The following is a 13,080-nucleotide window of genomic DNA, read 5'->3' as shown; positions in this document are numbered from 1 at the left end:
GAGTGACATCGGCCATCGTCCAGCCGGTGTGGTGGACCTCATCGAGGACGAGGACGGTCCGGCCTTCGAGGTCTTCGTCGACCGGAACTCGTGGAGCAATTCGCGGCACTCGGCGCGAGTCATGTCCTTGACAGGCTTCCGGTACGCGCTCTTGGTCTTGAGCGGGGCGGTCAGTGGGCGGGCCAGCCGACCGTCTCCCGCGGAGGATCCCCACCCGAACACCGGATGGGTCGACCCCGCGCCGGAACAGATGGCCGCCGACACGATCGCCGGCTTCCCGGCGCGGTTCGAGTGGGTGCTTGACATCCGCGTGCTGGAGATCGACGGCTCGCGAAGCGATCGCGGACGTCGTCGCCGAACACTTCAGTGCCCTACCGGCGGACTGACCTCATCGCGCCAAGTCGAGGACGAGCGTCGCCACCGCCAGCGTGAGAAAGCCCGCTGGGAAAGCGATGTTGTAGAGAACGCGGGCGCGCACGTGGGTGCTGACTGCGCCGACGTAGAACAGCACGAGCCCGACCGCCGCCGCTGTCCCGAGGTACGGCACGCCAAGCAGGCCGAGCAGCAGCCCGGCCGCGCCCGCCGCCTTGAGAGAGGCCAGCGGCGAGATCCAGGACGGGGGTACGTCGACTTCGGCGGAGTTTCTGAGGACGAACGAGACCCGCGCGAAGTCGGCGGCGGCGATTCCGGCGTTGATCACGATCGTCAGGATGGCCAAGGTGAGATAGGCGGAGTACATGCGCTCTGGACGAGGCCCACGGCCGGAACGTGACAGAGACCGGGGGCGCAACTCGGTCGGGCAGTGTTCACAGGTCGACTTGACGAATGTGCGAAAATCGCACCACGCTGGTCCGGTGGAATGGACTGAGGTTGGCGAGCGTGTCCGGGAGAGTCGGCTGGCGGCGCGTATGTCGCAAGCCGACCTTGCGAATGCTGTCGGCCTCGAGCGGACGAAGATCGCCAAGATCGAATCCGGCGGTCGCCAGATCGACGCTCTCGAGCTGGCAAAGCTGGCTTCCGCGCTTCAAGTTCCGATGGGGCATTTTCTCCGCGAGCGGCCACCTGTCTTGTCACGGCGTACCGCCTGGTCGATGACACGGACAGCGCCGTGTCCAGGGACTCCTACTCTCTCGATCTTCTCGAGCCCGGCAAGGCTGTGGTGTACGACAGCCCGGTGACAGATGCGGAAGGTGCCCGCGTGGCGGCTCTCTGGCTGCGAGAGCGACATGGTCTCGGGCAGGAGCCGATCCGGACGCTGATGGCGGAATGCGAACGTGCCGGGCAGTACGTTCTGGTTTCCGACCTTCCTGGAGATGGCGCCTCATTGGTTGACGGCGATCTCGGGGTGTCCGTGGTCAGCAGGCTTGCCGATCCGGGCAGGCGACGGGCTACTGCGGCCCATGAGCTCGGTCATCTGGTGCTGGGAGACGAGTATTCAGCCGATCTCGGTGTCTCGACGTCGCGTGAAGAGCGCGAACGGGTCATTGACGTGTTCGCGGCGGAGTTCCTGCTTCCTTCAGGTGTGCTCGAGCGGGCGTCGACGAGTGATCTGCGGGCTGAACTGATCCGGTTGTCCGCTGTCTACCGCACCTCATGGTCGTTGACCGTGCGCCAGGCCGGTTACGTCGGCCTGCTCGACGGCGATCGCCTCACGAGCTGGTTCTCTGAGGCGCCGACGCGAGCGGAGCTCAGGGACGCCGTCGGATGGGATCCGCAGCCTGATCTGGAAGGGGTGCGGGTCCCGCCAAGCTATGCCCGCGCTGTGATGAAGGCCTTGAGGCAGAGCTGCGTCACGCCTGCCAGGGCAGTCGAGCTCATGCACGGTGAGATCGCAATCGACGACCTCCCGGAGACCGGGACGAGCTCCGGCTCGTGACCGCCGGGTGTCCCCTGGTCCTCGATGCGACGTGTCTGAACCATTTCGCGCGTGCGGACGGCTCGACGTACTGCGGGATCTGCTCGTCTCCGACGAATGTCGAACGACTTACGTGGTCATCGAGGAGCTACGCCGTGGTTCGTCGGCTCATCCAGCCCTTCAGGACGCGCTGGAGCTCGAGTGGATCGGATGTTTTGTGAAGTGGGCGGAACGGATCGGCGCGAGTGGGCGAGATCGGGGAGAAGCCAGCGTTTTCGCCGTAACCGAGTTGCGAAGCGGTATCGCGATAACCGATGACCAAGCCGCGATCCGGGTGGCCCGGCGGTTCGGTCTTGAAGTTCACGGAACCGTATGGCTCCTGGCCAGGGCCTGCCGGGATGGGAAGTTGACCGAAGTGGCTGCTGGGAATCTCATCGACTTGGTTCGGGTCACAGGTATGCGCCTGCCCTGTACCGGTGCCGAGTTCGGCAGGTGGGGCCGAGCCCACTACCTGTTGTGACCGACTACAGGGATCAGGTTCGCCAGCGTTCGAGGACGGCGTCGATGGCCGTCTGAATGCGGTCGCGGGCGGCCTGTCGTTCCACACCTGCCATGAGGAGGTCGTCGTAGTCGGTGTCGAGGTGCCGGATCGAGGCGACGACGGCGAGGAACACCGCTCGCTCGGCCAGTTCCCGTCCGGCGGCCGACCGGCCGACCCGGCCGCTGCCGCGCAGGCCGGCGTGTTCGGCGATGGCGCGTGCCCGGTCCGGCGGGCAGCCGGGGAACATTTCGGTGATCGCGGCGAAGAACCGGGCGGTGAACTCGACGTCCTCCAGCGCTCGCCGCTCGCGATCGCGTCCGCGACGTCGTTCCCGGACGTCTTCGTCGGCGAGGCACTGGTCCTCGGCGCTGCGCAACGCCGCGTCCTCGACCAGGATCCCTTGCCGATCATGGCGTTTCCGTGACCGGTTGAACTTCATGACGACGGCGGAGAGCCGGCTCGCCTTCTTCGCCCGGCGGGTCAGGGCGGTGTCACCTGAAGGCAGGAAAACCAGGTGGCCGAGGTCGGCGCAGTCGAGGCAGTGGGGCACCTCGTTCTCCAGGAACAGCAGGCCGCCGGTGCCACCGCAGTCGGCACACGTCCACTCCTTGAGGGTCACCAAGACGATGAGGTCGGGGGCTTTCCGTTGCCTCGCCACGACTTGCGCGCGTTTGGCCTCGGACAACCCGGGCATGATCCACTGCGTTCGGAACACCGGCTCGAGGTCGGCCAGTTCGCCGGAGGTCGCCTTCAGCGGGGCTCGGTCGCGAGTGGCCCCGACGTGCTCGATTTTGGCGCTCTCGAGGCTTTTCCCGGTCGCCCATCGCCGAAGCGCGCCGAGAGCGAAGCTCAATTTCTCCGCGTTCACCGGCAAGGCCGTCGACAGATCGGGGATCCGGCCCTGCTGCCAGGACTCGAGGACGGTGTCCGGTAACCAGCCGATCCCGGTCAGGACGTCGAGCGCGGTCACCGATTTCCGCGTGGACAGCAGTTTCTCCGCCGTCTCCACGACGCGCTGTTCCAGTTTCGCCGCACCCTGCATCGCCGGAAATTCTAGCGATCACGCGGTTTCGGTCCGCGCCCGGTAGGCCCGGATCTTGGCGCGGTTGCCGCAGCGCTCCATCGAGCACCAGCGGCGGCCCGCGATCAGGCAGTTGCTTTCCGGTGACGGGCGGCGCCCAGGCGAGCCGCCGCGTTTCCGGGTCGATCACCGGCCGTGGGTTCGCCCCGGTCGAGTCGTTCGAACAAGACGAGGTCTTCGTCCGACGGTGCTTCGCCGCGGGCGTGGGTGGGCGCGACGCGGTAGAGCGCGTCCCGGAGTTGCTTGAGTGCGGCCTTACCTGGCGGCCGAAGGGCTGGGACCACGAGAGCACGATCCAGGTGGGACTCCGTCCGGCGGGGCCGGGCAAGACGACCGTCGTCCACCAGGAGCGGCTCGCCGGGCCAGAAGAGCGTGCGGCGCTGATCAGGACAGCGCGCGTCGCGCCTGCTCGCTCAGCGCGTCGGTGATCCGCTCGGGACTCAGGCCGAGTTCGCCGGTCTGGTAAAGAAAGACCTCGGGGGCGAGTGGCGCCAGCAGGATGTCGGCGAGCGCGTCCGGGTCCTTCGCATCCGCTTGCTCGGCGAGGACGCGGACGTGCGTGCGCCACAGCCGGTACGGACCGGTGGTGAACCGGGAGTGCCCGACTTCGGTGCCGAGGACGAGATGCGCGTGCCGCGCGAGCAGGTCGGTCATCGCCGCGTAGAACGCGGCCAGCCGCTCGGCGGGCGGTGCGCCGGGGCCCAGCGGGGGAGGGCCGGTGAGCAGTCGCTCCTGCAGTTCCCGCTCGTGTTCGTCCAGCAGGGCGACGGCGATCGCCGAGCGATCCGGGTAGCGGCGGTACAGCGTGGCGCGGCCGACCCCGGCCGCTTTGGCGATGTCCTCCATGGTGACGTCGGCGGCTGGACGTGCGGCGAAGAGCTCTTCGGCGGCTTCCAGGATCTTCGCGCGGTTGCGGGCGGCGTCCGAGCGTTCCCGTCCCGGACCGTTCGCGAGCAGATCTTCCGTCGGCATGTCCGCAGCTTAGGGAATATCCGGACGCGACGTCCACTTGTACCCGGTGAAGCAAGTGGACGACATGTCCACTTCACGATCTGGGAGGCCGGATGAGCCACCTTCTCCACCTCGACTCCAGTGCCCGCAGCGCGTCGTTCTCCCGTGAGCTGAGTGCACGCTTCGCCGACGTCTGGCGCGCCGCGCGTCCTGGCGCGGGCTACATCTACCGCGACTTGGCCGCGGAGCCGGTGCCGCCGATCGGGCAGGCGTGGACCGAGATCTGCGACGCCCTCCTCGCCACCGGGATCACCGACCCGGCCGGCTACGCCTCGGTGGTGAAGACGCCGGGGCAGCGCGAGGCGTGGACCGTCATCGAGCCGCTGCTGGCCGAACTGCTCACCGCCGACGTCGTGCTGATCGGGGCGCCGATGTACAACTTCTCGATCCCCGCGACGCTCAAGCTGTGGATCGACCAGGTGACGTTCCCGAAGATGTCCTTGGCGGGCAAGGCTTTCGTGGTCGCCGGGGCGCGCGGCGGCACCTATCTGCCGGGAACGCCGCGGGAGCAGGTCGATCATCACGAGCGCTATCTGCGGGACTTCTTCGCCGGGCACTACGACGTCCACGACGTCACGTTCCTGCATTCCGAGCTCACGAACGCGCTCGTCGATCCGCGGCTGAACCCGCGTGACCCCGACCGGGTCGCGTCGCGGGGACAGGCGCTCTTGGCGGCGGAAGAGCTGGCCGCGACCGAAAGGATCGCCTGATGGGCTGGGGAATCCTGCTACTGGCAGGGGTCGTCGAAGTCGCCTGGTCGCAGAGCATCAAACCGACGGAGAACTTCACCCGGTTCTGGCCGACCGTGCTCTGTTTCGTACTCGGTGTCGCGGCGGTCTTTCTGCTGTCGAAGGCGATGGACTCGCTGCCGGTGGGGACCGCGTACGCCGTGTTCACCGGGATCGGTGCGGTGGGCGCGATCTTGTTCGGCGTCGTGATCCACAAGGACCCGCTCAGTTTCGGACGGTTCGCGGCGATGGCGCTGATCGTGGGAGGGGTGGTGCTGGCGAAGGTGGCGGAGTGAGCCAGGTGTCGTGAAAGGGTCTTTCAAGACGAAATGTGTCTCGAAAGACCCTTTCATGACACGTCAGGCGAGTTTCTCCCACAGGAATTCGAGCATCAGCGCCCATTTGAACGCCAGCTGCTCGTTGTCGGCGGCCGCGCCGTGACCGCCCTCGATGTTCTCGTGGTACCGCACGTCGTGCCCCTGTTCCAGCATTCGCGCGACCATCTTGCGCGCGTGCGCGGGATGCACCCGGTCGTCACGGGTGGAGGTGACGAACAGGACCGGCGGATAGTCCCGTCCACTGTGGACGTTCTGGTACGGCGAGTACTTCCCGATGAAGTCCCATTCCACCGGATCGTCGGGGTCGCCGTACTCGGCCATCCACGACGCTCCCGCGAGGAGCTTGTGGTACCGCTTCATGTCCAGCAGCGGTACCTGGCTCACGATCGCGCCGAACAGGTGCGGGTAGCGCGTGAGCATCACGCCCATCAGCAACCCGCCGTTGCTGCCGCCCTGGATCCCGAGGCGGTTCGGCTCACTGATGCCGCGCTCGACGAGGTCGGCGGCGACGGCCGAGAAGTCCTCGTAGACCTTGTACCGCTCGGCCTTGGTGACCGAGGTGTGCCAGTCGGGCCCGTATTCGCCGCCGCCGCGGATGTTCGCGACGACGTAGGTCCCGCCGCGCGAGAGCCAGCCTCGGCCGATCACGCCGCTATAGCTGGGGGTCAGCGAGACCTCAAAGCCGCCGTACCCGGTCAGCAGTGTCGGCCCGCCTTCGGCGCCGGAGGGGCGTACAACGAAGTACGGGATCTTCGTGCCGTCCTCCGACGTCGCGAAGTACTGCGAGACCGTCATGCCTTCGCTGTCGAAAAACGAGGGCGCGCGTTTGAGGACTTCGACGTCGCCTCCGACGTGTCCGTAGCTCAGCGTCGACGGCTGGGTGTAGCCGCTGGAGTCGAGGAGGTACTCGTCGCTGACGTCAGGGTCGGTGCCGGTGATCTGCGCCGTGCCCAGCTCCGGGGCGCCGGCGAGTGGCTGCGAACTCCAGTCGTCCGACGGCGTGAGCACGCGCAGTTCCGTTCGGACGTCGGACAGCGTCGAAAGCAGCAGGTGGTCGTGCGTCCATGCCCAGTACTCCAGCGACGTGTGCGCGTCGGGTGTGAAGAGCGTCGTGAAGGTGCGCTCACCCGCCATGAAGGTGTCGAACCCGGAGGCGAGCAGGGTCCCGGACGGGTAGGTGGTGCCGTCGACGGTCCAGTCCGAGCGGAGCCGGATCAGCAGCCATTCGCGGTGCGAGGACGTCTGGGCGTCTTCGGGGACCTCGATCCGCTTAAGTTCGCCAGGTGTCCTGAGATACCGCTCCGTGCGATAGAAGTCGATCGACCGGTAAACGAAGTCGCGCTCGTATCCCTCGGTCGGGTCGTGGTGGGCGGAGACCGAGACGTCGTCCGGCTTGCCCTCGAAGACCACCGTCGCCTCTTCGAGCGGGGTGCCGCGCAGCCATTCCTTGGCCAGCCTCGGATAGCCCGAGCTGGTCAGCGTCCCCGCGCCGAAGTCGGTGCCGATGTACACGCGGTCGCGGTCGATCCAGCCGATCCGGGTCTTGGCTTCGGGCACGAAGAACCCATCCTCGACGAAGCGGCGTCCTTCGAGGTCGAACTCGCGGACGACGGTCGCGTCGGCCCCGCCACGCGACAGTTCGACCAGCGCGATGTCGTAACCCGGCCGCAGGACGGCGGCTCCCTGCCACACCCAGTTCTCGCCGTCGGCCTCGGCCAGCGCGTCGACGTCGAGCAGGAGCTCCCACTCCGGCGCGTCGAGCCGGTACTGCTCGAGGGTGGTGCGGCGCCACAGCCCGCGGGGGTTTGCCGAGTCCTGCCAGAAGTTGTACAGGTATTCGCCGCGGCGGCGGACGTACGGGATCCGGTCGTCGGCGTCGAGGACCTCGCGGACCTCGTCACGGATACCGGCGAACCGCTCACCGGTGGACAGCTCCGCCAGGGACTCGGAGTTGCGGGCTCGCACCCAGTCCAGCGCTTCGCCGCCGGTCACGTCTTCCAGCCACAGGTACGGGTCCTCGTCACTCATGTTGACAGTCTCGCCGGGGCGTCGGCCCCGGCGCCACCAGGTGTGGTGTTTTCGTATGCTGATGGCTCGCACGCTTGGGGGAGACCATGACCGGCACTGACGAGGTACCCCGCAACACGGGCTCCGCCGTGGTCGGCTTGTTCATCGTCGCCGCCTTGACCGCCGTGGGGATGGCGATGGCGGGCGGGCCGCGGGAGATCGGCGGCCAGGCCCTTCCGGTGGCGGAGGCGCTCACCTCGGAACGCGCCAAGGCGCCGGCCGGGACGGCCAGACCCACGCCGGAGGAGGTGCGGGAGCTGGAAACGAACCCGCTGCTGGCCGACGGGATCGCGCTCGCCGCGGTCACCTGCCGGCTGCCGGCGATCAGCCGAGACCCCGCGAAGCTGGAGAGGTACTACAAGACTTTCGCCTCCTGTCTCGCCGAAGCCTGGAAACCGGCTTTGGACCAGGCGAACGAGCCCGCGCTGCCGGCGACCGTGCAGGTGACGCTGCCGGAGACGAGTGCTTGCGGGAAGGTGCCGAGCGAGGCCGAGGCCGTCGCCTACTACTGCGGCGGCGACACCACGATCTACGCGCCGACCGAGTGGATGCTGAGCGACGCCGGCCTCGAACGGTCCCGTCATCTCGCGACGATGGCCCACGAGTACGGGCACCACATCCAGCGCTCCAGCGGGATCCTGTCGGCCGCCGCCGAGAAGATGACCTCGCCGGACGAGGACAGCCCGGCCGACAAGGAACGGGTCCGCCGCATCGAACTGCAGGCGAACTGCTTCGGCGCGCTCGCCCTCGCGGCCGCCGCCGGCCGCGGGTCGATCAGCACTTCGCTGGCCGGTGCCGCGCTCGACACCTACGGGAACACCGACGACAGCGACACCCACGGCAGCCGTCGTAATCAGCTGAAATGGGCGAAGGCCGGATTCGTGGGCAAGACGACGTCGTCGTGCAACACCTGGGCGGCGACCGCTTCGGAGGTCAAATGACAGACGACGTGATGGCCGAGATCAACACCGGCCTCCAGCTGCACATCTCCGGCGACCGGGCGGGCGCGCGCGAGAAGTTCGCCGCGCTGTGGGAGCGGATCGGCGAGGACGGCGACCCGCTGCACCGATGCGCGCTCGCGCACTACATGGCCGACGTCTGCGACGACCCGGCCGACGAACTCGCCTGGGATCTCCGCGCGCTCGCGGCCGCGGACTCGCTGACCGACGAACGCGCCCAGGAGTATCACGCGACCCTGGCCGTGCGCGGTTTCTACCCGTCGCTGCACCTCAACCTCGCCGAGGATCACCGCAAACTCGGTGATCACGAGGCCGCGAAGGCCCAGTGGGAACTCGGTCAGGGGACACTCGGCGCGCTCGGCGACGACCCGTACGGCACCGGGATCATCCAGGCGTACGACGCGCTCGCGACCAGGTTGGGCATCGAATCGGACTCTCCGGACTATCGCGCGCGGCGGTGAGGCCATAACCTGGAGTGACTCAGGTCACCCATCCGGGAGGAGCGCGTATGCGGATTTCCGATCTGTTGCGGAACAAGGGGGCGGCCGTCGCGACCGTCTCGCCGGAGACGAACGTCACCGAATTGCTCGAGAGACTGGCGGAGCACAACGTCGGCGCCCTGGTGGTCGTCGACGACGAGGGCGGGATCGTCGGGATCGTCTCCGAACGGGACGTGGTGCGACGGCTCAACGAGCGCGGACCCCAGCTGCTCGACGGATCGGTGTCCGCGATCATGACGAAGATGGTCGCCAGCTGTACCCCCGAGGACTCGGTGGACCAGCTGTCGGTCCTGATGACCGAACGCCGTATCCGGCACGTCCCGGTCCTGGTGGACGGCAGGCTCGCGGGGATCGTGAGCATCGGCGACGTCGTGAAGACACGCATGGAACAGCTGGAAAAGAGTCAGGAACAGCTCGAGGCGTACATCTCGCAGGGCTGAAGCCGGCCGACAATGCTATGAACGGTCCGTTACTTGCAAAATTTGCAAGTAACGGACCGTTCATAGCATCCCGAGGGCGCTACTCGCGCCACCCCGAGAGCTCCACACCCTTCGCGACATCCACCCGATATCCGAGCGTCACGACGCCCTTCGCGCCCGGAGCGAGCGTCAGCCGCCAGGTATATTCGCCCAGCTCGGTCTGCTCCACTGGCTCGGGTACGGCGCGGAGGTCGCGAACTGTGATCGCTTCGTCGCGGGAGACCGGCGCCTGGTCCAGCACGGTCACGACCGCTTCGCGCGGGCTGTGGTTGCTGACGGTCGTGTTGTAGGAGGCTTCCCGTTTGCGCACGCCGGACAGCGTCGCCTTGCTCGCCGAGCGATGCGCGAGTTCCCGTTCGACCCGGATCCGGTCGTCCACGCCGAGGGCGAGTTCGAGTTCCTCACCCGGCGCCCAGACTTCGAGCCGCGTGGTGCCGACGAACTCCGTCTCGTGGAACACCGACGCCTTCCCCGGCCGCAGCGTGTGTTCCGACGCGTTGATCACGGTCGCCCGCAGATACGCCTCCGAAGAGATCGCCGGAGCGGTGAGGTAGCCCAGTTTCGCCGTCAGGTCCAGTTGCGCGAGCGTCGTACGGTGACCCTGCGCGCCGGAAGGCACCGCCACCGGACGGCCCGGCCGGTAGGTGACCGCGGTGGTGCCTTCTTCGGCGGTCGCGGTCCGCGCCGCCATCGGGGCGGCGGCAGGGGGCGGCGGCATGCCCACCGATTCCGGGACCCCGCCGCCCATCGGCGACGCCCCGCCGTACGCGGCGCGGGCCATCATTGGCTGGACCGGGCGCACGCGGTCGAGGAACCACGGTTCGAGTTCGGGGACCACCACGGTGTTCGCCGGTCGCGCGGTGGACAGGGCCAGCTCGCATTCGGGCCAGTCCTCGCCGGTGTGCTGGGTGATCCGCCCGTACCAGGTCACGCTGACGTCCTCGCCCCGGACGCGGACGTCGTAACCGGGTTCCCAGCTCGCGTTCGCGACCACATAGGACAGTTCGAGGCCGATCTCCGCGCCGTCCTCCTGGCTTTCCAGCTCGACCGTGACCGTCGCGCTGTCCACTTCGGACAGCCCCTGCTTCGACTGGATCTCCCGGTCGAGCGCGCCGAGGTCGTCACGGAGGCGGGCGAGCCGGATGCCGAGTTCGCGGCGTTTGCCCAGCGCGTCGGCCAATTGCGTGCCGAGCGCGTCGGTCACCTCCGCGACCCGGGGCGGTTCCGCCGTGCCCGCCGCGAGCGCCTTCGCGAAGCTGCCGCCACTCCGCTTCGCCACGCCAGTCAGCAGCTCGACCTTCGCGGTCTCCGCGGCGACGGCGTCCGCGACCTCGTCGACCACGGCCTGGTCGACGCGCCGCTGTTCGATCAGGGTGCGCAGGGCGGCGTCGGCGGGCACGGCATGGCGCTCGACGGCGACGTCGACACCGGCGATGACAGCCGGGCCGGAACCGGTGACGCGCACGGAATCGGAGTCCAGGTTCCAGGGCAGACCGGCGAAACCGAACCGCGTCTCCTTGTCAAGGCGCGCCGAGGCCCGTCTCGTTATCCGGGCATGGTGGGGGTAGACGGTGACGGCGACGATCGGTGCTTCCACGATGCTCGGCATGCCTCCGACGTTAGTCTCTTGACACCTGTTCGGGCGGCCGGAAACCTCAGCTGCGTCTTACCCGCCCGCCTTTGGGGGTCCCGTGAGAGTCGCCAGGCTCGCCGCCTTGTTCACCGCCGTCCTGGTTCTTCCAGCGACGGCTCTGCCTGCCCAAGCCGATGCCCCGCCGACGCCGGTCTTCAAGGACGGCCAGGCGCAACCGGTGTTCGACCCGGCGGACGTCATCCGGGAGAACGTCTGGGTCACCGCACCGATCGACAGCGACGGTGACGGCAAGGACGACCTCGTGCACGCGGAGGTGGTGCGGCCGCGCGCGACCCAGCAGGGCATGAAGGTCCCGGTCGTCTACCAGGCCAGCCCGTACTACGCGGGCGGCAACGACGTGGCGAACCACAACGTCGACGTCGAGCTGTACGTGCCCGGCGCGAAGCGCGCCCCCGCGGGCCCGCGGATCGCGACCAAGACCGTCGGCCCGAACCCGGCGCCGATCAACTGGAGCTACCAGAACTACTTCATCGCCCGCGGCTTCGCCGTGGTGTACGGGGAGTCGCTCGGCAGCGGCCAGTCCACCGGCTGCCCGAGCACCGGTGACGTCAACGAGACCATCGGCGCGAAGTCCATTGTGGACTGGCTGAACGGCAGGGCGACGGCGCGGGACGCCGGGGGCAAGGCCGCGGTCGCGGACTGGAGCACCGGCAAGACCGGCATGACCGGCGTCTCCTACAACGGCACGCTGCCCAACGCGGTGGCCAGCACCGGCGTCGAAGGGCTGGAGACGATCGTCCCCATCGCGGCGATCTCCAGCTGGTACGACTACTACCGCAACGACGGCGCCGTCGTCGCGGCCGGCGGTTTCCAGGGCGAGGACGCCGACGTGCTCGCGGACTACGTCCACACACGCAAGGATCGTGCCGTCTGCCGCCCGCTGATCGACCGCATCGCCGTCGACCAGGACCGGGTGACCGGCGACTACAGCCCCTTCTGGGACGTGCGGAACTACCGCAACGACGTGCGCAAGGTGCGGGCCTCGGTGCTCGTGGTGCACGGCCTCAACGACTGGAACGTCAAGACCGACCAGGGCACGCGCTGGTACGAGGCGCTCAAGCAGCACGGCGTCGAGCACAAGATCTGGCTGCACCAGTCCGGCCACGCCGACCCGATCAGCCTCCGCCGCGACGTCTGGCTCGCCACGATCAACAAGTGGATGTCGCACTACCTCTACGACGTGGACAACGGCATCGAACGCGAGCCGAAGGCCACCATCCAGCGTGAGGACAAGTCGTGGGTGGACGAGCCCGAGTGGCCGCTGCCCGGCACCCAGGACGTGAAGCTCTACCCGTGGCCCGGCGGCTCCTCGAAGGGCAAGCTCGACACGCGCAACGCCGTTCCGGGCAAGGCCGCCGTCGAGAAGCTGGCCGACGACGCGAGCAAGACCGTCGAACAGCTCGCCAACGCGGCCTCGTCGGGCAACCGGCTGCTGTACTCGACCACCGCGGCGAAGCAGCCCGTACGCTTGTCCGGCACCGCGAAGGTCGGGTTGTCGGTGTCCTTCGACAAGCCCGCCGCGAACGTGACGGCGGTGCTCGTAGACCGTGCCCCGAACGGTACGGCGAAGGTGATCAGCCGCGGCTGGACCGACCCGCAGAACCGCCGCGACCCCGCCCGCACCGACCCGATCACCCCCGGTGAGAGCTACCAGGTCGAGGTCGAGCTGGTGGCGAAGGACTATCTGCTCGCGGCCGGGCACAAGATCGAGTTCCTGTTGGCCTCCAGCGACCACGACTACACGCTCCGGCCGAAGCCGGGGGCGGGTATCTCGCTCGAACTGAACCGGACCACCGTGGTGCTGCCGGTGGCGGGCGGGAAGCCCGCGTTGCGCGCGGCCTTCGGCTGAGTCGTCCCACGCCGGATG

Annotated in this window: 16 protein-coding genes; 9 read left to right on the top strand and 7 right to left on the bottom strand. The window is 68.2% G+C overall.

Going from position 1 to position 13,080, the window contains the following annotated elements; all coding sequences use genetic code 11:
* Nucleotides 1–388: 388 nt before the first annotated feature.
* Nucleotides 389–739, bottom strand: a complete 351-nt coding sequence (locus ACM6LR_RS18595) for a DoxX family protein (protein WP_414937323.1) — start codon at nucleotides 737–739, stop codon at nucleotides 389–391.
* Here ACM6LR_RS18595 and ACM6LR_RS18590 point away from each other — a divergent pair.
* Nucleotides 738–1,178, top strand: a complete 441-nt coding sequence (locus ACM6LR_RS18590; protein WP_414944186.1) for a helix-turn-helix domain-containing protein — start codon at nucleotides 738–740, stop codon at nucleotides 1,176–1,178. The genes ACM6LR_RS18595 and ACM6LR_RS18590 overlap by 2 nt on opposite strands.
* Entirely contained in the window at nucleotides 1,109–1,876 is a 768-nt protein-coding gene (locus ACM6LR_RS18585; RefSeq protein WP_414944185.1) for an ImmA/IrrE family metallo-endopeptidase, read from the top strand. Before ACM6LR_RS18590 ends, ACM6LR_RS18585 begins: the two co-directional genes overlap by 70 nt.
* A gap of 127 nt (nucleotides 1,877–2,003) precedes the next feature.
* Here the strand turns inward: ACM6LR_RS18585 and ACM6LR_RS18580 are convergent, their stop codons facing one another.
* From ACM6LR_RS18580 to ACM6LR_RS18570, 3 genes are all read right to left on the bottom strand, one after another.
* The gene (locus ACM6LR_RS18580; protein ID WP_414944184.1) at nucleotides 2,004–2,219 is read right to left on the bottom strand and encodes a hypothetical protein; all 216 of its coding nucleotides are present in this window, start codon (nucleotides 2,217–2,219) and stop codon (nucleotides 2,004–2,006) included.
* A 169-nt stretch (nucleotides 2,220–2,388) separates the two neighbouring features.
* Nucleotides 2,389–3,438: a DUF2293 domain-containing protein gene (locus tag ACM6LR_RS18575; RefSeq protein ID WP_414937326.1), complete on the bottom strand. Its 1,050-nt coding sequence runs from the start codon at nucleotides 3,436–3,438 to the stop codon at nucleotides 2,389–2,391.
* Nucleotides 3,439–3,456: 18 nt separating this feature from the next.
* Nucleotides 3,457–3,519: a CGNR zinc finger domain-containing protein gene (locus ACM6LR_RS18570; protein WP_414937941.1), complete on the bottom strand. Its 63-nt coding sequence runs from the start codon at nucleotides 3,517–3,519 to the stop codon at nucleotides 3,457–3,459.
* 41 nt (nucleotides 3,520–3,560) lie between these two features.
* Between ACM6LR_RS18570 and ACM6LR_RS18565 the strand changes: the two genes are divergently transcribed.
* Entirely contained in the window at nucleotides 3,561–3,905 is a 345-nt protein-coding gene (locus ACM6LR_RS18565; RefSeq protein ID WP_414937327.1) for a hypothetical protein, read from the top strand.
* Here ACM6LR_RS18565 and ACM6LR_RS18560 read toward each other — a convergent pair.
* Nucleotides 3,862–4,449, bottom strand: coding sequence for a TetR/AcrR family transcriptional regulator (locus ACM6LR_RS18560; protein ID WP_414937328.1), 588 nt, complete (start codon nucleotides 4,447–4,449; stop codon nucleotides 3,862–3,864). The two genes, ACM6LR_RS18565 and ACM6LR_RS18560, sit on opposite strands and share 44 nt — an antisense overlap.
* Nucleotides 4,450–4,541: 92 nt before the next feature.
* On the opposite strand from ACM6LR_RS18560, the gene ACM6LR_RS18555 reads away from it, so the two are divergent.
* Both ACM6LR_RS18555 and ACM6LR_RS18550 read left to right on the top strand, forming a co-directional pair.
* Nucleotides 4,542–5,198, top strand: coding sequence for an FMN-dependent NADH-azoreductase (locus ACM6LR_RS18555; RefSeq protein ID WP_414944183.1), 657 nt, complete (start codon nucleotides 4,542–4,544; stop codon nucleotides 5,196–5,198).
* The gene (locus ACM6LR_RS18550; RefSeq protein ID WP_414937330.1) at nucleotides 5,198–5,512 is read left to right on the top strand and encodes a DMT family transporter; all 315 of its coding nucleotides are present in this window, start codon (nucleotides 5,198–5,200) and stop codon (nucleotides 5,510–5,512) included. The genes ACM6LR_RS18555 and ACM6LR_RS18550 overlap by 1 nt, the downstream gene beginning before the upstream one ends.
* Before the next feature lie 63 nt (nucleotides 5,513–5,575).
* Here the strand turns inward: ACM6LR_RS18550 and ACM6LR_RS18545 are convergent, their stop codons facing one another.
* Nucleotides 5,576–7,582, bottom strand: coding sequence for a prolyl oligopeptidase family serine peptidase (locus ACM6LR_RS18545; protein WP_414937331.1), 2,007 nt, complete (start codon nucleotides 7,580–7,582; stop codon nucleotides 5,576–5,578).
* Between the two features lie 86 nt (nucleotides 7,583–7,668).
* Between ACM6LR_RS18545 and ACM6LR_RS18540 the strand changes: the two genes are divergently transcribed.
* From ACM6LR_RS18540 to ACM6LR_RS18530, 3 genes are read left to right on the top strand one after another with little or no spacing between them, the layout of a single operon-like run.
* On the top strand, nucleotides 7,669–8,562 hold the full coding sequence (locus ACM6LR_RS18540; RefSeq protein ID WP_414937332.1) for a neutral zinc metallopeptidase: 894 nt from the start codon (nucleotides 7,669–7,671) through the stop codon (nucleotides 8,560–8,562).
* Complete coding sequence (locus ACM6LR_RS18535) at nucleotides 8,559–9,041, top strand: hypothetical protein (RefSeq protein WP_414937333.1); 483 nt, start codon at nucleotides 8,559–8,561, stop codon at nucleotides 9,039–9,041. The genes ACM6LR_RS18540 and ACM6LR_RS18535 overlap by 4 nt, the downstream gene beginning before the upstream one ends.
* Nucleotides 9,042–9,088: 47 nt before the next feature.
* A complete protein-coding gene (locus tag ACM6LR_RS18530) occupies nucleotides 9,089–9,520 on the top strand; it encodes a CBS domain-containing protein (protein ID WP_409491779.1) in 432 nt (143 codons plus the stop codon).
* 79 nt (nucleotides 9,521–9,599) lie between these two features.
* Here the strand turns inward: ACM6LR_RS18530 and ACM6LR_RS18525 are convergent, their stop codons facing one another.
* A complete protein-coding gene (locus tag ACM6LR_RS18525) occupies nucleotides 9,600–11,168 on the bottom strand; it encodes a DUF4139 domain-containing protein (protein WP_414944182.1) in 1,569 nt (522 codons plus the stop codon).
* 82 nt (nucleotides 11,169–11,250) lie between these two features.
* Here ACM6LR_RS18525 and ACM6LR_RS18520 point away from each other — a divergent pair, with 82 nt between their 5' ends.
* Nucleotides 11,251–13,062, top strand: a complete 1,812-nt coding sequence (locus tag ACM6LR_RS18520; protein ID WP_414944181.1) for a Xaa-Pro dipeptidyl-peptidase — start codon at nucleotides 11,251–11,253, stop codon at nucleotides 13,060–13,062.
* Nucleotides 13,063–13,080 lie beyond the last annotated feature (18 nt).

Source organism: Amycolatopsis sp. cmx-11-32 (assembly GCF_047608695.1).
Taxonomy (GTDB): domain Bacteria; phylum Actinomycetota; class Actinomycetes; order Mycobacteriales; family Pseudonocardiaceae; genus Amycolatopsis.
Note: the sequence above shows the minus strand (reverse complement) of the source record. Positions and strands in the feature narration are given on the sequence as shown.

Bases quoted from the DNA above. Each gene is read 5' to 3' on its own strand.
- ACM6LR_RS18550 (WP_414937330.1), top strand. From the start codon at position 5,198: ATGGGCTGGGGAATCCTGCTACTGGCAGGGGTCGTCGAAGTCGCCTGG.
- ACM6LR_RS18590 (WP_414944186.1), top strand. From the start codon at position 738: ATGCGCTCTGGACGAGGCCCACGGCCGGAACGTGACAGAGACCGGGGG.
- ACM6LR_RS18530 (WP_409491779.1), top strand. From the start codon at position 9,089: ATGCGGATTTCCGATCTGTTGCGGAACAAGGGGGCGGCCGTCGCGACC.
- ACM6LR_RS18575 (WP_414937326.1), bottom strand. From the start codon at position 3,438: ATGCAGGGTGCGGCGAAACTGGAACAGCGCGTCGTGGAGACGGCGGAG.
- ACM6LR_RS18540 (WP_414937332.1), top strand. From the start codon at position 7,669: ATGACCGGCACTGACGAGGTACCCCGCAACACGGGCTCCGCCGTGGTC.
- ACM6LR_RS18560 (WP_414937328.1), bottom strand. From the start codon at position 4,449: ATGCCGACGGAAGATCTGCTCGCGAACGGTCCGGGACGGGAACGCTCG.
- ACM6LR_RS18545 (WP_414937331.1), bottom strand. From the start codon at position 7,582: ATGAGTGACGAGGACCCGTACCTGTGGCTGGAAGACGTGACCGGCGGC.
- ACM6LR_RS18525 (WP_414944182.1), bottom strand. From the start codon at position 11,168: ATGCCGAGCATCGTGGAAGCACCGATCGTCGCCGTCACCGTCTACCCC.
- ACM6LR_RS18555 (WP_414944183.1), top strand. From the start codon at position 4,542: ATGAGCCACCTTCTCCACCTCGACTCCAGTGCCCGCAGCGCGTCGTTC.
- ACM6LR_RS18595 (WP_414937323.1), bottom strand. From the start codon at position 739: ATGTACTCCGCCTATCTCACCTTGGCCATCCTGACGATCGTGATCAAC.
- ACM6LR_RS18535 (WP_414937333.1), top strand. From the start codon at position 8,559: ATGACAGACGACGTGATGGCCGAGATCAACACCGGCCTCCAGCTGCAC.